We start from the raw sequence: 18,021 nt of genomic DNA on the forward strand, positions 1-18,021 counted from the left end.
GGAGGCTACAAGGTGCGCAAGGTTTCCAGCAGTGTGCGAACCTTGGTTATGGACTCTTGGTACTCCGCCTGCCAGTCCGAGTCGGCGATGATGCCGCCGCCACCCCAGCAGATGATTTTCCCATGGCGGGCCAGCAGAGTGCGGATGGCGATCGAGCTGTCCAATTCGCCGCGCACATCCAGATAGAAGAGGGAGCCGCAGTAGATCGAGCGGCGTCGGCCTTCCAGCTCCTCGATGATCTGCATGGAGCGGATCTTCGGCGCGCCGGTGATGGAACCGCCCGGAAAGCTGCCGGCGAGCAGGTCCAGGGCATCCTTTCCGGGGGCCAGTTCGCCGCTGACGCAACTGACCAGGTGATGCACGTTCGGATAGCTCTCCAGGGCGAATAGCTCGGGAACGCGTACCGAGCCTGGGCGACAACTGCGGCTCAGGTCGTTGCGCAGCAAGTCGACGATCATCAGATTTTCGGCGCGGTCCTTGGGGCTGTTGCGAAGTTCGTCGGCGAGCAGGCGATCTTCTCTGGTGTCGCGACCGCGCGGACGGGTGCCTTTGATGGGGCGGGTTTCCACCCGTCTATGCGTGACTTGCAGAAAGCGTTCCGGTGAGAGGCTGAGAATGGCATTACCGCCGGGCAGGGACTGGTATCCGGAGAAGGGGGTCGGGCAGGCACGGCGCAGCGCTTGATAGGCAATCCAGGGATCGCCCTGGAAGGGCGCCTGGAAGCGCTGGGCGAAGTTCACCTGATAACAGTCACCGGCCTGGATATAGGCGAGGATGCGCTCGATGGCCTGGCGGTAGTCGTCGGGCCTCAGGTTCGACGTGAAATCCGCATCCAGATGGAATTCCGTGGTCTGGGCTTCGGTCGGCGAAGAAAACAGCCATAGCAGACGTTCGTATGCTGTGTTGTCCAGGCTGGGATGACAGACCAGGGTGGTGGTTCGCAACTGATGATCGCTGATCAGCGCCCAGGTATACAGGCCAAGCTGGGCGTCGGGGAGTTCCAGGTCGTCGAGAGCCGTATCGGGTAGGCGCTCCAGGCGACGGGCGAAATCGTAGGACAAATAGCCCATCAGGCCGCCGGCAAAGGGAAGTCCGTGCACTTCCGCATGGCCCAGGTTCGCCACTGCCTGACGAAGGCGCTGGAGGAAGTCGTGGCCGGTTTCGCCGGGAGCAGGACTGAATGAGGCCTGGGGCCAGGCACTCAGCAGATCGTAGCGCCCCGCTGCGATGCCGGCTGGCCGCTGTCGAACAGCACTGCGCCGGGTGCCTGGCGAATCCTCTCGAAATAGGCGGTTGGATCGGCACTATAGGGAAGGGCGTGAATGCGACAGCTGGGCATGCGGGGGTGTCGGTTGTGGCGGGAGACTGATTGTAGCGCCAGGCGCCCCCGGACTGCTGCCTGCGGCAATCCGGAGGGGCGGAGAGGGGGTCAGGTGGAAGCAGCGACGTGGCCGAACAGCTCCTGGGAGAAGCGCACGCGCTCAGCCGGTGTCTCCTGGACGCCACGCTCCTTCAGTTCGGCCAGATGCGCCTCGATCGCATGGGTGCGCAGGGTCAGGCCGCAGTCGTTGGCGATCTGAATATTCAACCCTGGTCGGGCGTTGAGTTCGAGAATCAGCGGCCCCTTGGTTTCGTCCAGCACCATGTCCACGCCGATATAACCGAGGCCGCAGAGTTCGTAGCAGCCTGCCGCCAGTTTCATGAAGCCGTCCCAGTCCGGCAACTGCACGCCGTCGACCGGGTTGGTGGTGTCCGGATGCTTGGCGATCTTGTTGTTCAGCCAGGTGCCGCGCAGGGTGATACCGGTGGCCAGGTCGACACCGACACCGATAGCGCCCTGGTGCAGGTTGGCCTTGCCGCTGGACTGGCGGGTCGGCAGGCGCAGCATCGCCATCACCGGATAGCCCATCAGCACGATAATGCGGATATCCGGCACGCCCTCGTAGCTGATGCTCTTGAAGATCGGGTCGGGCTTGACCCGGTATTCGATCAGCGCCCGGTCGCGGTGCCCGCCGAGGGAGTAGAGGCCGGTGAGGATGCTGGAAATATGGTGCTCGAGTTCGTCATGGGTGACGATCTTGCCGGACACCGTCTTGTAGCGGCCCTCGAAGCGGTCGGCGATGACCATGATGCCGTCGCCGCCGGCCCCCTGGGCCGGCTTGATCACGAAGTCGCTGTGCTCGCCGATGATCTGGTCGAGCTTCTCGATTTCCTTCTCGGTCTCGATGACCCCGTAGAGTTCCGGCACATGGATGCCGGCCTCGATGGCGCGGTGCTTGGTAATGATCTTGTCGTCGACGATAGGGTACAGGCTGCGCTTGTTGTACTTCAGCACATAGTCCGCATTGCGTCGGTTGATGCCCATGATGCCCCTGGCTTCCAGGGCCTTCCATCTCTTCCACAGGTTGATCATGACTCAGTCCTTCAGGAAGGCCTTGAAGCGGAACAGTTCCGTCAGGCGGTAGCCGCGGTAGCGACCCATCGCCAGCATGAAGCCCACCAGAATCAGCAGCACTGTCGGGAAAGTGAAGACGAAGTAGGTCAGCTGCGGAATGTTCATCAGCAGGTGGGCCAGCGAGGCGGCGATCAGGGTGCCGAGGGCGACCTTGAAGGCATGGCTGCCGCCGCGCTCTTCCCAGGTGATCGACAGGCGTTCGATGGTCATGGTCAGGATCACCATTGGGAACAGCGCCACCGACAGGCCGCGCTCGAGGCCGAGCTTGTGGCTGAGCAGGCTGATGACGGCGATCAGCACCACCACGAAGGTCAGCACCACCGACAGGCGCGGCAGCATCTGCAGCTTCAGGTGTTCGAGATAAGAGCGCAGCGACAGGCCCAACGCGGTGATCAGGGTAAAGAGAATGATGCCGAAGCCCACCTGGGTCTCGCGGAAGGCCAGGGCGATCAACACCGGGGTGAAGGTGCCGAGAGTCTGGATGCCGATCAGGTTGCGTAGGATCAGGATCACCAGTACGCCGATCGGGATCATGATCATGATCTGGTAGGTCTGCTGGGTCTGCAGCGGCAGGCCGTACAGGGTGTACTCCAGGAAGTCGGCATCGGTGTTCTGGTCGGTCATCTTGGCCAGGCCGATGGCGTTCAGCTCGCTGTTGTTCAGGGTGAAGCTCACATTGGCCTGTTTGCCGCCGTCCACGCTGATCAAGGGTTCGTCGCCGGTCCACCAGATCAGGCGGTCGGCCGGCAATCCCTGTTCGCCGGTATCGGGATTGAAGTACAACCACTTCTCGCCGTTGAAGCTGCGAACCCAAAGTTCGGGGCTGACCGTCTGGTCGGCGATCAGTCGCAGGGTGTGCACACGCTCCATCGGTACGTGGGCGAAGGACAGCAGGAGTTCGACGATGCGGACCCGGTTCGAGGTCGAGGTATTGCCGGCGGTGAGCAGCTTGACGTTGTCGTCGTTGAGGTTGTTGACCCGCTTGATGGCCTCACCGATGAAGGTTTCGACATCGGCGGAGTGCTCGCGGATGGGCGCCAGCAGGGCGTCGGCGGCGATCTTCTCGGCGCCCTCCAGGGGGATGCTGTCGCGGAAGACGGGCCCCTTGGGCTTGGGTAGGTCGCCGCTGTAGCGCTTGGTCAGCGCCAGTCGGTAGTAGAGGGTCTGCTTGCCGCTGGTGCGCCGTGCCGACCAGGTTACCTTGCGATTGTTGCCGACCTGATTGACGCTCACTCCATAATTGTTGGAGATGAAGCTCTCGTTGAGGCTGACGTAATCTTGGTTGAGCGGCGGAGCGAACATCTGCACTTTTACCGGCTCGCGGGGGTTGGCCTGAAATTCGACGCGCGCGTCGATGTTCCACAGGTCGTCGGTTTCGTCCTCGGTCACCGGAATGCCCAGGACGAAGATCTGATACGCCGTGACCAGAACCCCGATCGACACCAGCAGAACGATCAGTATTTTCAGATGCAGATTGAGAGCGCGCATGCGTATTACTCGGCGGAATGTGCAGCGGTGGCGCAGCCGGGCTTGCCGGCTGCGTATTTAATGCTCGGATCGACCAGGGCTTCGAAGCTTGCGAGTGCGTCGGAGCCGATCAGCAGCGGGTATTGGAATGTGCTCCGGTCGGTCAGGTTCACCTCGATGGTGCGCAGGGTTTTGCCCATGCAGAAGTCCAGCTCGATCACCGGGCGAGCCGTATAGGTCTTGCTTTCTTCCGGGTCGTAATCGCCGGAGCGGCGCTTGATCTTGCTGATTCGCGCCAGCGGTCGCTCGATGGGATGCGCGTGGCTGTCATCGATGGCCAGATAGAAGCGCACCCAAGTCTCGCCGTTACGCTTGATGCGGGTGATGTCGCGGGCACTGAGCGACGCCGTCTCGGCACCCGTATCCAGCTTGGCCGCTACCTCCAGCTTGAACTCAGGCAGCAACACGTATTCGTTCAAGCCGTAAACGGTCTTCTCGGCCGCGAGGAGATGGTCCGGGATAAACAGCAGGCAAGACAGCAGAGCGAAGGGCTGGAATCTCATAAGTCCTGTAGGCAAAAACAATCGACAGGTTCAGGCATCGGCTTGGCGGGGGCCTCGCTGCCTGGGCGGCGCTCGGCTTGAAGGCAGGCTGCCGGCCGCGTGCGGCGCGCATTCTAGCACGGGTTTCCCACCTCGGCAGACTCTTGCCTCGGCTCTTGGGAAAGGTGCGGAGAGGCGCACGTCATTCGACGATTGTCGACAATCATAAAGATTTGTTTGACATGATAGCCATGCGAGCCTAATTTCTGCGCACCAAAAGAACAAAGTGTCGACAATATGTTGGACGCTACTTACTCATCCCAAGCTGTTCCAAGCGATTCCGAAACGCTCTCCGAGCATGTGTTTAGGCGCATCCAGGCCGCCATCGTGAAGGGCGAGATCGCTCCGGGCAGCAAGATTTCCGAGCCCGAGCTGGCGCGTACCTACGGCATCAGTCGTGGCCCCCTGCGCGAGGCCATCCATCGTCTGGAGGGGCAGAAGCTGCTGGTGCGGGTACCCCATGTGGGGGCCAGGGTGGTTTCCCTCAGCCATCAGGAGCTGATCGAGCTGTATGAAATCCGCGAGTCCCTCGAAGGCATGGCTTGCCGGCTGGCGGCCGAGCGCATGACCCAGGCCGGCGTCGACGAACTGCGGCAGGTGCTGGATACCCATGAGCGCGATGCGGCCTTTCAGGCCGGGGTCGGCTATTACCAGCAGGAAGGCGATTTCGATTTCCATTACCGGATCATCCAGGGTAGCGGCAACCAGACGCTGGTACGCATGCTCTGTGGGGAGATGTACCAGCTGGTGCGCATGTATCGCATCCAGTTTTCCTCCACGCCCAACCGGCCGCGCCAGGCCTTCAACGAACACCATCGCATTCTCGATGCCATCGCCGACCGCGACGGCGAACTGGCCGAGCTGCTGATGCGCCGGCACATCGCCGCGTCCCGGCGCAACATGGAGCGTCATTACGAAAACGCTCCGGTCAATACAGCCAAACAAGAGGGGTAAGTCATGACTCAGACGTCTGCCGGCCAGCGCTTCCGCGATGCCGTTGCCAGCGAACACCCGCTGCAGGTGGTTGGCGCCATCAACGCCAACCATGCGCTGCTGGCCAAACGTGCCGGCTTCAAGGCCATCTACCTGTCGGGTGGCGGGGTGGCGGCCGGCTCCCTGGGCCTTCCGGACCTGGGCATCACCGGTCTGGACGACGTGCTGACCGACGTGCGCCGCATCACCGACGTATGCGATCTGCCGCTGCTGGTGGACGTCGATACCGGCTTCGGCTCCTCGGCCTTCAATGTCGCGCGTACCGTCAAGTCGATGATCAAGTTCGGTGCGGCCGCCATCCATATCGAGGATCAGGTCGGCGCCAAGCGCTGCGGTCACCGCCCGAACAAGGAAATCGTCTCCCAGCAGGAGATGGTCGACCGGATCAAGGCGGCCGTGGATGCCCGTACCGACGACAGCTTCGTGATCATGGCGCGTACCGACGCGCTGGCGGTCGAGGGTCTGAACTCCGCGCTGGATCGTGCCGCTGCCTGCATCGAGGCCGGTGCCGACATGATCTTCCCCGAGGCGATCACCGAGCTGGCGATGTACAAGACCTTCGCCGACCGGGTGAAGGCGCCGATCCTGGCCAACATCACCGAGTTCGGTGCCACCCCGCTGTACACCACCGAGGAGCTGGCCAGCGTCGATGTGTCCCTGGTGCTCTATCCGCTGTCGGCGTTCCGCGCCATGAACAAGGCGGCCGAGAACGTCTATACCGCGCTGCGCCGCGACGGCACCCAGAAGAACGTGATCGACACCATGCAGACCCGCATGGAGCTCTACGAGCGCATCAACTACCACGCCTTCGAGCAGCACCTCGACGCACTGTTCGCTGCCAGCAAGAAGTGACCCGGCACCCGGGCCGGCCCGGGTGGGGCGGCCCTGGGGAAAAACAAAGACAAATATCCAACCGGATTAGGAGAAACGAGCGATGAGCGCTACCGCAGAAACCACCACCGTAGGCTTCAAGCCGAAGAAGTCAGTGGCCCTGAGTGGCACCGCCGCCGGCAATACCGCTCTGTGCACCGTGGGTCGCACCGGCAATGACCTGCACTACCGCGGCTATGACATTCTCGACTTCGCTACTCTCTGCGAGTTCGAGGAAGTCGCCCACCTGCTGGTGCATGGCAAGCTGCCCAACGTCGCCGAGCTGACGGGCTACAAGGCCAAGCTCAAGTCCCTGCGTGGCCTGCCGGCCGGCGTGAAAGCCGCTCTCGAGCAGCTGCCGCCTTCCGCCCACCCGATGGACGTGATGCGCACCGGTGTTTCCGTGCTCGGTTGCCTGTCGCCCGAGAAGGAAGACCACAACTACCCGGGCGCCCGCGACATCGCCGACAAGCTGATGGCGTCCCTGGGCTCCATGCTGCTGTACTGGTACCACTTCAGCCACAACGGCAAGCGCATCGACGTGGAGACCGACGACGACTCCATCGGCGGTCATTTCCTGCACCTGTTGCACGGCAAGAAGCCGAGCGACAGCTGGGTGCGTGCCATGCACACCTCGCTGATCCTCTACGCCGAGCACGAGTTCAACGCCTCCACCTTCACCTCCCGGGTGATCGCCGGCACCGGTTCCGACCTGTTCTCCTCTATCACCGGCGCCATCGGTGCCCTGCGCGGTCCGAAGCACGGCGGCGCCAACGAGGTGGCCTTCGAGATCCAGAAGCGCTACGACAACCCGGACGAGGCCGAAGCCGACATCCGTGCCCGCGTCGAGCGCAAGGAGGTCGTGATCGGCTTCGGCCATCCGGTCTACACCGTCGCCGACCCGCGCAACAAGGTGATCAAGGAGGTCGCTCGCGAGCTCAGCGTCGAGCAGAGCAACACCAAGATGTATGACATCGCCGAGCGTCTCGAGAGCGTGATGTGGGAAATCAAGAAGATGTTCCCCAACCTGGACTGGTTCAGCGCGGTCAGCTATCACATGATGGGCATCCCCACCGCAATGTTCACTCCGGTGTTCGTGATCGCCCGTACCTCCGGCTGGGCCGCCCACGCCATCGAACAGCGCATCGACGGCAAGATCATCCGGCCGAGCGCCAACTACGTCGGTCCGGAAAACCTGAAGTTCGTGCCGCTCAGGGAGCGCAAGTAAAGATGAACACCCAATATCGCAAGAGCCTGCCCGGTACCCAACTGGACTACTTCGACACCCGCGCGGCGGTCGAAGCCATTCAGCCGGGTGCCTACGACAAGCTGCCGTACACCTCCCGCGTATTGGCCGAGCAGTTGGTGCGCCGCTGCGATCCGGCCATGCTGACCGACTCGCTGAAGCAGCTCATCGAGCGCAAGCGTGACCTGGACTTCCCGTGGTACCCGGCCCGCGTGGTCTGCCACGACATTCTCGGCCAGACTGCGCTGGTTGATTTGGCCGGCCTGCGTGATGCGATTGCCGAGAAGGGCGGCGATCCGGCCAAGGTCAACCCGGTGGTGCCGACCCAGCTGATCGTCGACCATTCGCTGGCCGTGGAATATGCCGGCTTCGATCCGGATGCGTTCGAGAAAAACCGTGCCGTCGAAGACCGTCGCAACGAGGATCGCTTCCACTTCATCGAGTGGACCAAGACCGCGTTCAAGAACGTCGACGTGATTCCGGCCGGCAACGGCATCATGCACCAGATCAACCTGGAAAAGATGTCGCCGGTGATCCAGGCCCGCGGCGGCGTGGCCTTCCCGGATACCTGCGTCGGTACCGACAGCCACACCCCGCACGTCGACGCCTTGGGCGTGATCGCCATCGGCGTCGGCGGCCTGGAAGCCGAAACCGTGATGCTCGGCCGTGCCTCGATGATGCGTCTGCCCGATATCGTCGGCGTCAAGCTGAGCGGCAAGCGTCAGTCCGGCATCACCGCCACCGACATCGTCCTGGCACTGACCGAGTTCCTGCGCAAGGAGCGCGTGGTGGGGGCCTACGTCGAATTCTTCGGTGAGGGCGCCGACAGCCTGTCGATCGGCGATCGCGCGACCATCTCCAACATGTGCCCGGAATACGGCGCCACCGCGGCGATGTTCTACATCGACCAGCAGACCATCGACTACCTCAAGCTGACCGGCCGCGAGCCGGAGCAGGTGGCTCTGGTCGAGAACTACGCCAAGACTACCGGCCTGTGGGCGACCGCCCTGGAAGGTGCCGAATACGAGCGCGTGCTGGAGTTCGACCTGTCCACCGTCGTGCGCAACATGGCCGGTCCGTCCAACCCGCACAAGCGTCTGCCGACCTCGGCCCTGCACGAGCGCGGCATCGCCGACGAGGCCAAGCTGGCCGCCGCCCGTGCCGAGGAAGCCGAAGGCCTGCTGCCGGATGGCGCGGTGATCATCGCCGCCATCACCAGTTGCACCAACACTTCCAACCCGCGCAACGTGGTCGCCGCCGGCCTCTTGGCCAAGAAGGCCAACGAGCTGGGTCTGGTGCGCAAGCCGTGGGTGAAGACCTCCTTCGCCCCGGGTTCCAAGGTCGCCAGGCTGTACCTGGAAGAAGCCGGCCTGCTGCCGGAGCTGGAGAAGCTCGGCTTCGGCATCGTCGCCTACGCCTGTACCACCTGCAACGGCATGTCCGGCGCACTGGATCCGAAGATCCAGCAGGAGATCATCGACCGCGACCTGTACGCCACCGCCGTATTGAGCGGTAACCGCAACTTCGACGGGCGCATCCACCCGTACGCCAAGCAGGCCTTCCTCGCTTCGCCGCCGCTGGTGGTCGCCTACGCCATCGCCGGCACCGTGCGCTTCGACATCGAGCAGGACGTGCTGGGCACCGACAAGAACGGCAACCCGATCACCCTGAAAGACCTGTGGCCGAGCGACGAGGAAATCGACGCCATCGTTGCGGCTTCGGTAAAGCCGGAGCAGTTCAAGCAGGTGTACATCCCGATGTTCGACCTCGGCACCGTGGAGGAGGCCAAGAGCCCGCTGTACGACTGGCGCCCGATGTCCACCTACATCCGCCGTCCGCCGTACTGGGAAGGTGCGCTGGCCGGCGAGCGAACCCTCAAGGGCATGCGTCCGCTGGCGGTGCTGCCGGACAACATCACCACCGACCACCTGTCGCCCTCCAACGCTATCCTGGCGGACAGCGCCGCTGGCGAGTACCTGGCCAAGATGGGCCTGCCGGAGGAGGACTTCAACTCCTACGCCACCCACCGCGGCGACCACCTGACCGCGCAACGCGCCACCTTCGCCAACCCGCAACTGGTCAACGAGATGGCGGTGGTCGATGGTCAGGTCAAGAAGGGTTCGCTGGCCCGCGTCGAGCCGGACGGCAAGGTCATGCGCATGTGGGAGGCCATCGAAACCTACATGGAGCGCAAGCAGAACCTGATCATCGTCGCCGGTGCCGACTACGGGCAGGGTTCTTCGCGTGACTGGGCGGCCAAAGGCGTGCGTCTGGCCGGTGTCGAGGCCATCGTCGCCGAAGGCTTCGAGCGCATCCACCGCACCAACCTGGTCGGCATGGGCGTGTTGCCGCTGGAGTTCAAGCCGGGCACCACCCGCAAGACTCTGGGCATCGACGGCACCGAAACCTTCGACGTGATCGGCGAGCGCAAGCCGCGCACCGACCTGACCTTGGTCATTCATCGCCAGAACGGCGAAAGCCTGAAGGTGCCGGTGACCTGCCGTCTCGACACCGCCGAGGAGGTGTCCATCTACGAAGCCGGCGGCGTGCTGCAGCGCTTCGCCAAGGACTTCTTGGAAGGCCAGGTCTGACCGTCCGCCTCTGTCTGTGAACGGTGCCCCGTTGCCCTTTGGCAGCGGGGCACCGGTTTGGACGACTCCCGAACGAATTCGTATCGCTGGCCTGCCGCGAGCAGATCAGCTTCATGAGGATCCGCTGCCCATGGCTCACGTACCCCAGATCAAAATTCCCGCTACCTATATCCGTGGTGGCACCAGCAAGGGCGTATTCTTCCGCTTGCAGGACCTGCCCGAGGCCGCCCAGGTGCCGGGTGCGGCGCGCGATGCGCTGCTGCTGCGCGTGATTGGCAGCCCGGACCCGTACGGCAAGCAGATTGACGGCATGGGCGGCGCCACTTCCAGCACCAGCAAGACGGTGATCCTCGCCAAGTCGGAAAAGGCCGATCACGACGTCGACTACCTGTTCGGCCAGGTGTCCATCGACACCGCCTTCGTCGACTGGTCCGGCAACTGCGGCAACCTGTCGGCGGCGGTTGGCGCCTTCGCCATCAGCAGCGGGTTGGTCGATGTCGCTCGCATCCCACAGAACGGTGTCTGCACCGTACGCATCTGGCAGAAGAACATCGGCAAGACCATCATCGCCCACGTGCCGATCACCAACGGCGAAGTGCAGGAAACCGGCGACTTCGAGCTGGACGGCGTGACTTTCCCGGCCGCCGAGGTGCAGCTGGAGTTTCTCGACCCGGCCGACGAGGGCGAAGGCGAGGGCGGCGGCTCGATGTTCCCCACCGGCAAACTGATCGATGATCTGGAAGTGCCGGGCGTCGGCACCTTCAAGGCGACCATGATCAACGCCGGCATTCCTACCGTGTTCGTCAATGCCGAGGATATCGGCTACACCGGCACCGAGTTGCAGGACGCCATCAATGGCGACGCCAAGGCGCTGGCCATGTTCGAGACCATCCGTGCCTACGGTGCACTGCGTATGGGCCTGATCGCCAACGTCGATGAAGCTGCCAAGCGCCAGCACACGCCAAAGGTGGCCTTCGTCGCCAAGCCAAAGGATTACGTCGCCTCCAGTGGGAAGCTGGTGGCCACCAGCGACGTGGATCTGTTGGTCCGCGCCCTGTCGATGGGCAAGCTGCACCACGCCATGATGGGTACCGCCGCGGTGGCCATCGGCACTGCGGCGGCCATTCCGGGCACGTTGGTCAACCTAGCTGCTGGTGGCGGTGAGCGTAATGCCGTGCGCTTCGGTCATCCGTCCGGCACCCTGCGTGTCGGCGCTGAGGCCAGGCAGGTCAACGGCGAGTGGACGGTGACCAAGGCGATCATGAGCCGCAGCGCCCGCGTGCTGATGGAGGGATGGGTCCGCGTGCCCGGCGACGTATTCTGAGGTGCATTACCGATGAGGTGGCATCCATGATGCTTCGGCAAGATGGATGTCCCCATCGGCTGTTTCATCGATATTTGGCTATTTGATATCGAGGTTCGGATGCAGGCGCTATAAAAAAGCCAGAGTCGATGGCTCCGGCTTTTCAGGCCTGCATATCCTGTCGGTAATTATTTCAGGCGTCGTTCCACGCCTTTTTCGACAAGAATCTTGGCCGAGATCTCTTCCACCGAGAAGTGAGTGGAGTTGATGTAGGGAATATTCTCACGGCGAAGCAGTTTTTCCACTTCGCGCACTTCGAATTCACATTGAGCGAAGCTGGAGTAGCGGCTATTAGGCTTGCGTTCGTGGCGAATGGCGGCCAAGCGCTCGGTGTCGATTGTTAGACCGAACAGCTTGTCCCGATAGGGTTTTAGAGCTGTTGGTAGCTGCAGGCGCTCCATATCTTCTTCGGTGAGTGGGTAATTGGCAGCGCGGATGCCATACTGCATGGCCATGTACAGGCAGGTTGGAGTTTTTCCGCTGCGGGAGACTCCTAGCAGAATCAGGTCCGCTTTGTCGTAGTAGTGAGTGCGGGCGCCGTCATCGTTGTCAAGGGCGAAGTTGACGGCTTCGATGCGCTCCATGTAGTGGGCATTGTGGCTGATGGAGTGCGATTTGCCCACGGAATAGGAGGAGTGGGAAACCAGTTCGTGCTCCAGTGGAGCAAGGAAGGTCGAAAAGATGTCGATCATGAATCCGTTGGATTTGGCCAGAATGTCACGGATTTCCTGATTGACCACAGTGTCGAAGATGATCGGTCGGGCGCCATCCTTCTCTGCTGCGGCATTGATCTGTTGAACCATGCCGCGCGCTTTGTCCGCTGTGTCGATGTAGGGGCGTGTGAGCTTGGTGAAGGAAATGTTTTCGAATTGCGCCAGCAGGCTCTGGCCAAGGGTTTCCGCGGTGATGCCGGTGCCGTCGGAGATGAAGAAAGCGGTTCGTTTCATTGCGCCCTTGGCCTTAAGAACATGACGACAGTTAGGCTATGATAAACCCCGGCATTGCCGGGTATTCTTGCCCGACATTGTCACTTATTTTCATGGGTCAGGCCAGAATCGCGCGGAGAGTATCCCGCCTGCGCCTCCAAACCCCTAGTGGAGAATTCATCTTGGTAGAGTACGTAGTTTCCCTTGACAAGCTCGGCGTCCACGATGTGGAGCGAGTAGGGGGCAAAAACGCATCCCTGGGCGAAATGATCAGCAACCTGTCCGGCGCCGGCGTATCCGTTCCCGGCGGCTTTGCCACTACTGCCCAGGCCTACCGTGACTTCCTCGAGCAAAGCGGTCTGAACGAACGTATCCATGCGGCACTCGACGCGCTGGATGTGGACGATGTGAATACGCTGGCCAAGACCGGTGCGCAGATCCGCCAATGGGTGATGGAGGCCGATCTACCTGCCCAGCTCGATGCCGACATTCGCAAGGCTTTCGCCGAAATGTCGGGTGGCAACGAGCACCTGGCCGTGGCCGTGCGCTCCTCTGCCACTGCCGAAGATCTGCCTGACGCCTCCTTCGCCGGCCAGCAGGAAACTTTCCTCAACATCCGTGGCGTGGACAACGTGATCCGTGCAGCGAAGGAGGTATTCGCCTCTCTTTTCAACGACCGCGCCATTGCTTATCGGGTACACCAGGGCTTCGATCACAAGCTGGTTGCCCTGTCTGCCGGCGTGCAGCGCATGGTGCGTTCGGAAACCGGCACCGCAGGGGTGATGTTCACTCTGGATACCGAGTCCGGTTTCCGGGATGTGGTATTCATCACGGGTGCCTATGGTCTTGGCGAAACCGTGGTGCAGGGAGCGGTGAATCCTGATGAGTTCTATGTGCACAAGTCGACCCTCGAAGCCGGTCGTCCTGCCATCTTGCGCCGCAATCTGGGTAGCAAGGCGATCAAGATGGTCTACGGCGAGGAAGCCAAGGCCGGCAAGTCGGTGAAAACCGTGGAAGTAAGCACTCAGGATCGTGCCCGCTTCTGCATCAGCGACGCTGAAGTCACTGAGTTGGCCAAGCAGGCGCTGATCATCGAGAAGCACTACGGGCGGCCGATGGATATCGAATGGGCCAAGGACGGGGATGATGGCAGGCTCTATGTCGTCCAGGCACGTCCGGAAACCGTGAAAAGCCGCGACAGCGCCACCGTGATGGAGCGCTACCTGCTGAAGGAAACGGGCAATGTCCTGGTCGAGGGGCGTGCAATTGGTCAGCGGATCGGCGCCGGTCCGGTCAAGGTGATCCACGACATTGCGGAAATGGATAAGGTCCAGCCGGGCGATGTACTGGTTTCCGACATGACCGATCCCGACTGGGAGCCGATCATGAAGCGCGCCAGCGCTATCGTCACCAACCGTGGCGGGCGTACCTGCCATGCGGCGATCATCGCCCGCGAACTGGGTATTCCGGCGGTCGTCGGTTGTGGCAACGCCACTACCGTGCTGAAGGATGGACAGGGTGTGACCGTCTCCTGCGCTGAAGGCGACACCGGCTACATCTTCGAAGGCGAACTGGGCTTCGATGTTCGCAAGAACTCCATCGATGCCATGCCGCAGTTACCGTTCAAGATCATGATGAACGTCGGCAATCCGGACCGCGCCTTCGATTTTGCCCAGTTGCCGAATGAGGGCGTGGGTCTGGCCCGTCTGGAGTTCATCATCAACCGCATGATTGGCGTGCACCCCAAGGCGCTGTTGAACTTCGCCAGCTTGCCGCCGGAGGTCAAGAACAGCGTCGAGAAGCGTATCGCCGGCTATGACGATCCGGTCGGCTTCTATGTCGAGAAGCTGGTCGAAGGCATCAGTACGCTGGCCGCAGCCTTCTGGCCGAAGAAGGTCATCGTGCGCATGTCCGACTTCAAATCCAACGAGTATGCCAACTTGATCGGCGGCAAGCTCTACGAGCCGGAAGAAGAGAATCCGATGCTCGGTTTCCGTGGGGCTTCTCGCTATATCAGCGAATCCTTCCGTGATTGCTTCGAACTGGAGTGCCGGGCAATCAAGAAGGTACGCAATGAGATGGGACTGAACAACGTCGAGATCATGATCCCCTTCGTGCGCACTTTGGGCGAGGCCAGTCAGGTCATCGACCTGCTCGGTAGCCATGACCTCAAGCGTGGAGAGCACGGCCTGCGCGTGATCATGATGTGCGAGTTGCCCTCCAATGCGCTATTGGCCGAGGAGTTTCTCGAATACTTCGATGGTTTCTCTATCGGCTCCAACGACCTGACCCAATTGACTCTGGGCCTGGACCGCGACTCGGGTATCGTTGCCCATTTGTTCGATGAGCGGAATCCTGCCGTCAAGAAGTTGTTGTCTAACGCCATTCACGCCTGTAACAAGGCGGGCAAGTACATTGGCATTTGCGGTCAGGGTCCGTCGGACCATCCGGATCTGGCCAAGTGGCTGATGGAGCAGGGTATCGACAGCGTCTCGTTGAACCCGGACTCGGTACTCGATACCTGGTTCTTCTTGGCAGAGGGACAACTGAGCAACTGATTCCAAGTTTTGCTGATACGTGAAAAGGGTGGGCAGCTCCCACCCTTTTCCCATTTAAGGATTTGTATATTCGACGTAGGTCGCTCCCTGTCTGTGCTTTTTTTCAATCGGTCTGCCATTTAACCCAGCTAGGCCCGTCGCTAATATGTGCGACCATCTCATTGTCGATGAAAGCGCAATGATTGTTGTACTTGAGCGGTTGTCGTATCTGCGCGGGAGACAGCGCACTTTTCGAGCCGCAAGGTGCAGTCGTGGGTCATTAAACATCGAAAACAATTCTGTATTGCTGGAAAACCGATATCCATAACCGGCTACGGAATCTGCTCGGGATGGCTGGATGTTGAGTGCAAATGCGCGGAGTTGATAGTGATGACGCTTGGTCATGAGGGGGAAGTCGCACGGGCATCTTCTACCCCTTCGAGCCATCTAGCCAATGGCTAGGCAGAGTTCACCTATTCTATTGTGATCTTCCAAAGGAGTTTTGCCATGCAATATGTCACCCCCGATCTGTGTGACGCCTATCCCGACCTGGTGCAGGTGGTCGAGCCGATGTTCAACAACTTTGGCGGTCGTGATTCCTTTGGCGGCGAGATCGTTACTATCAAATGCTTTGAGGATAACTCGCTGGTCAAGGATCAGGTTGACACCAACGGCAAGGGCAAGGTGCTCGTGGTGGATGGTGGTGGCTCGTTGCGCCGTGCCCTGCTGGGCGACATGCTCGCTGAAAAGGCCGCTCGCAACGGTTGGGAGGGTCTGGTCGTCTATGGCTGCATCCGCGATGTGGATGTAATTGCCCAAACTGACCTCGGCGTTCAGGCGTTGGCCACCCATCCCATGAAAACCGACAAGCGTGGCATTGGTGACCTGAATGTTCCGGTGACCTTCGGCGGCGTTACCTTCCGGCCGGGCGAGTACCTGTATGCTGATAACAACGGCATCATCATTTCTTCTGAACCTCTGAAAATGCCCGAGTAATCGCTCGTTGCCTGCCCCGCTGCAGGGTTTCGACCCGGCACAAAGGGGTAGGCCTCCTGTTCTCCGCTTTCTTGGCACTGATTGCGAATGGGGATTGTGATGTTTGGCCGCACTCGATGTGACCTGTCGGCAAACGACCTCGTCTAGGCCTTACATCCAGAGAGGTGCGCATGCACGATCCATTCGAAGAGTCCTTACGCGACCTGCTCAAGTCTGCGACGCTCACGCATGATGACCAAGCAGCCTTGGGACGTGTCCTGAAAATGGCAAATCGCCAGGCAGGTGCAGGCGATTTGTTCGCTCTGTTGGGACATTGGTTCGAGGCTCTGATGCTCGGCCTGAGCAAGGGCTCGCCTCATGTCATGCCTGTCTCTCATCGTGACACTCTTGATTCATCTGTAGACAAGGCTGACTGAAATGGAACTCGACCCCTGGACTCAAAGCCTGATTGCTGTAATGAAAGCGCTTTGGACTAAGGTAGCCAGCTTCATTCCCAATCTGTTCGTTGCTCTGATCGTAGTGTTGCTTGGCTTCGTCGTGGCCAAACTGCTCGATACTCTGTTGTCCAAGCTGCTGGCAAAGGTGGGTCTGGATCGTCTGATGTCGGGAACCGGGCTGACCCGGCTGTTGGTCCGGATCGGCATTCAGGTGCCGGTTTCCACCCTGATCGGCAAAGTCGTCTATTGGTTCGTGCTTCTCGTATTCATGGTTTCGGCCGCCGAATCCCTCGGTCTGGCGCGGGTTTCTGCGACGCTGGACGTGCTGGCGCTCTATCTGCCCAAAGTCTTCGGTGCAGCACTGATTCTGCTCACCGGATTGCTGCTGGCACAGTTGGTCAATGGACTGGTGCGTGGTGCGGCAGAGGGCGTTGGCCTCGACTATGCCAGCGGGCTCGGGCGCGTCGTGCAGGGGCTGGTGATCATTATCAGCATTTCCGTAGCGATCGGCCAACTGGAGGTCAAGACCGATCTACTCAATACGGTCGTGGCCATTGTGCTGATCTCCATAGGCGTGGCTGTTGCCCTGGCATTAGGCCTGGGCAGTCGCGAAATTGCCGGTCAGATCATCGCCGGCATCTATGTCCGCGAGCTTTACCGGGTGGGGCAGGCTGTCAAGATCGGTGACCTCGAGGGGCATATCGAGGAGATCGGTACGGTCAAGACAATTCTGCTGACTTCCCATGGTGAACTGGTTTCACTGGCCAACCGGGCTCTGCTGGATGAACGGGTTAGCAGTCGTTAAGACGAAGATCTGGTAATCTATGCCGCCAATTTGAACCAGAGGTCTGGGCTTTGGCGGCCGTGACCCGACTGCCAGCCTTTTTTGTCTTGAACACAGACCACTCACTTTCTTCGCGATATGACCCTAAGGCGCTGTCCGACGAGGAGCTGGTTGAGCGGGCACATGACGAGCTGTTTCACATTACCCGGGCTTATGCAGAGTTGATGCAGCGCTATCAGCGCACGCTGTTCAATGTATGTGCCAGATACTTGGGTAACGAGCGGGATGCTGACGATGTCTGTCAGGAGGTCATGCTCAAGGTTCTCTATGGTTTGAAGAATTTTGAAGGAAAGTCGAAATTCAAGACTTGGCTTTATAGCATCACGTACAACGAATGCATTACCCAATATCGAAAAGAGCGGAGAAAACGGCGTCTAATTGATGCATTGAGTCTCGATCCATTGGAAGAGGCTTCAGAAGAAAAAGCGCCAAAACTGGAAGAGCGAGGCGGTCTTGACCGTTGGTTGAAACACGTCAATCCTATTGATCGCGAGATACTAGTGCTTCGTTTTGTCGCGGAACTGGAGTTCCAAGAAATTGCCGACATCATGCATATGGGGCTGAGTGCCACCAAGATGCGCTACAAACGTGCTCTAGACCGCTTGCGGGAAAGATTTTCGGGGCTTGCCGAACCTTAGCTTGACAGCTAGCCTCTTAGCGAATAGCGATCTCACTCCTCTAATTGAAAGTAAAT

14 protein-coding genes and 1 pseudogene are annotated in these 18,021 nt (G+C 60.6%); 10 read left to right on the forward strand and 5 right to left on the reverse strand.

What is annotated here, in order from left to right; translation table 11 throughout:
* Positions 1-5: 5 nt before the first annotated feature.
* From pabB to rloA, 4 genes and pseudogenes are all read right to left on the reverse strand, one after another.
* A pseudogene (gene pabB / locus Atro_RS00750) lies at positions 6-1,339 on the reverse strand (aminodeoxychorismate synthase component I).
* 90 nt (positions 1,340-1,429) lie between these two features.
* Positions 1,430-2,413 carry an alpha-L-glutamate ligase-like protein gene (locus tag Atro_RS00755; RefSeq protein ID WP_497926013.1) on the reverse strand — a complete coding sequence of 328 codons (984 nt, stop codon included), beginning with the start codon at positions 2,411-2,413 and terminating at the stop codon, positions 1,430-1,432.
* A gap of 3 nt (positions 2,414-2,416) precedes the next feature.
* Positions 2,417-3,943: an osmotic stress tolerance membrane protein RloB gene (rloB, locus tag Atro_RS00760; RefSeq protein ID WP_497926014.1), complete on the reverse strand. Its 1,527-nt coding sequence runs from the start codon at positions 3,941-3,943 to the stop codon at positions 2,417-2,419.
* Positions 3,944-3,948: 5 nt separating this feature from the next.
* Positions 3,949-4,485 carry a retropepsin-like aspartic peptidase RloA gene (rloA, locus tag Atro_RS00765; RefSeq protein WP_497926015.1) on the reverse strand — a complete coding sequence of 179 codons (537 nt, stop codon included), beginning with the start codon at positions 4,483-4,485 and terminating at the stop codon, positions 3,949-3,951.
* Between the two features lie 276 nt (positions 4,486-4,761).
* Here rloA and Atro_RS00770 point away from each other — a divergent pair, with 276 nt between their 5' ends.
* From Atro_RS00770 to prpF, 5 genes are all read left to right on the forward strand, one after another.
* Entirely contained in the window at positions 4,762-5,478 is a 717-nt protein-coding gene (locus tag Atro_RS00770; protein WP_497926016.1) for a GntR family transcriptional regulator, read from the forward strand.
* 3 nt (positions 5,479-5,481) lie between these two features.
* The gene (prpB, locus tag Atro_RS00775; RefSeq protein WP_497926017.1) at positions 5,482-6,369 is read left to right on the forward strand and encodes a methylisocitrate lyase; all 888 of its coding nucleotides are present in this window, start codon (positions 5,482-5,484) and stop codon (positions 6,367-6,369) included.
* An 82-nt stretch (positions 6,370-6,451) separates the two neighbouring features.
* Positions 6,452-7,615: a bifunctional 2-methylcitrate synthase/citrate synthase gene (gene prpC / locus Atro_RS00780; protein WP_497926018.1), complete on the forward strand. Its 1,164-nt coding sequence runs from the start codon at positions 6,452-6,454 to the stop codon at positions 7,613-7,615.
* 2 nt (positions 7,616-7,617) lie between these two features.
* On the forward strand, positions 7,618-10,224 hold the full coding sequence (acnD, locus tag Atro_RS00785; RefSeq protein WP_497926019.1) for a Fe/S-dependent 2-methylisocitrate dehydratase AcnD: 2,607 nt from the start codon (positions 7,618-7,620) through the stop codon (positions 10,222-10,224).
* Positions 10,225-10,354: 130 nt separating this feature from the next.
* Positions 10,355-11,548 (forward strand): 2-methylaconitate cis-trans isomerase PrpF, encoded by a 1,194-nt coding sequence (prpF, locus tag Atro_RS00790; RefSeq protein ID WP_497926020.1) that lies wholly within the window; start codon positions 10,355-10,357, stop codon positions 11,546-11,548.
* 167 nt (positions 11,549-11,715) lie between these two features.
* Here the strand turns inward: prpF and ppsR are convergent, their stop codons facing one another.
* Entirely contained in the window at positions 11,716-12,534 is an 819-nt protein-coding gene (gene ppsR / locus Atro_RS00795) for a posphoenolpyruvate synthetase regulatory kinase/phosphorylase PpsR (protein ID WP_497926021.1), read from the reverse strand.
* A 161-nt stretch (positions 12,535-12,695) separates the two neighbouring features.
* Between ppsR and ppsA the strand changes: the two genes are divergently transcribed.
* The 5 genes from ppsA (at position 12,696) to sigX (ending at position 17,965) form a co-directional block, all read left to right on the forward strand.
* Positions 12,696-15,071: a phosphoenolpyruvate synthase gene (gene ppsA, locus Atro_RS00800; protein WP_497926022.1), complete on the forward strand. Its 2,376-nt coding sequence runs from the start codon at positions 12,696-12,698 to the stop codon at positions 15,069-15,071.
* Positions 15,072-15,557: 486 nt separating this feature from the next.
* Positions 15,558-16,046 carry a ribonuclease E activity regulator RraA gene (gene rraA, locus Atro_RS00805; protein ID WP_497926023.1) on the forward strand — a complete coding sequence of 163 codons (489 nt, stop codon included), beginning with the start codon at positions 15,558-15,560 and terminating at the stop codon, positions 16,044-16,046.
* A 170-nt stretch (positions 16,047-16,216) separates the two neighbouring features.
* Positions 16,217-16,462, forward strand: coding sequence for a CrfX protein (locus Atro_RS00810; protein ID WP_497926024.1), 246 nt, complete (start codon positions 16,217-16,219; stop codon positions 16,460-16,462).
* A 1-nt stretch (position 16,463) separates the two neighbouring features.
* The gene (locus tag Atro_RS00815) at positions 16,464-17,288 is read left to right on the forward strand and encodes a mechanosensitive ion channel family protein (RefSeq protein WP_497926025.1); all 825 of its coding nucleotides are present in this window, start codon (positions 16,464-16,466) and stop codon (positions 17,286-17,288) included.
* A gap of 86 nt (positions 17,289-17,374) precedes the next feature.
* Entirely contained in the window at positions 17,375-17,965 is a 591-nt protein-coding gene (gene sigX / locus Atro_RS00820; RefSeq protein ID WP_497927731.1) for an RNA polymerase sigma factor SigX, read from the forward strand.
* Positions 17,966-18,021: the final 56 nt, after the last annotated feature.

This window comes from Azotobacter tropicalis, assembly GCF_059739045.1.

Bases quoted from the DNA above. Each gene is read 5' to 3' on its own strand.
- Atro_RS00755 (WP_497926013.1), bottom strand. From the start codon at position 2,413: ATGATCAACCTGTGGAAGAGATGGAAGGCCCTGGAAGCCAGGGGCATC.
- Atro_RS00810 (WP_497926024.1), top strand. From the start codon at position 16,217: ATGCACGATCCATTCGAAGAGTCCTTACGCGACCTGCTCAAGTCTGCG.
- rloB (WP_497926014.1), bottom strand. From the start codon at position 3,943: ATGCGCGCTCTCAATCTGCATCTGAAAATACTGATCGTTCTGCTGGTG.
- rraA (WP_497926023.1), top strand. From the start codon at position 15,558: ATGCAATATGTCACCCCCGATCTGTGTGACGCCTATCCCGACCTGGTG.
- Atro_RS00815 (WP_497926025.1), top strand. From the start codon at position 16,464: ATGGAACTCGACCCCTGGACTCAAAGCCTGATTGCTGTAATGAAAGCG.
- prpB (WP_497926017.1), top strand. From the start codon at position 5,482: ATGACTCAGACGTCTGCCGGCCAGCGCTTCCGCGATGCCGTTGCCAGC.
- Atro_RS00770 (WP_497926016.1), top strand. From the start codon at position 4,762: ATGTTGGACGCTACTTACTCATCCCAAGCTGTTCCAAGCGATTCCGAA.
- rloA (WP_497926015.1), bottom strand. From the start codon at position 4,485: ATGAGATTCCAGCCCTTCGCTCTGCTGTCTTGCCTGCTGTTTATCCCG.
- ppsR (WP_497926021.1), bottom strand. From the start codon at position 12,534: ATGAAACGAACCGCTTTCTTCATCTCCGACGGCACCGGCATCACCGCG.
- prpC (WP_497926018.1), top strand. From the start codon at position 6,452: ATGAGCGCTACCGCAGAAACCACCACCGTAGGCTTCAAGCCGAAGAAG.
- prpF (WP_497926020.1), top strand. From the start codon at position 10,355: ATGGCTCACGTACCCCAGATCAAAATTCCCGCTACCTATATCCGTGGT.
- acnD (WP_497926019.1), top strand. From the start codon at position 7,618: ATGAACACCCAATATCGCAAGAGCCTGCCCGGTACCCAACTGGACTAC.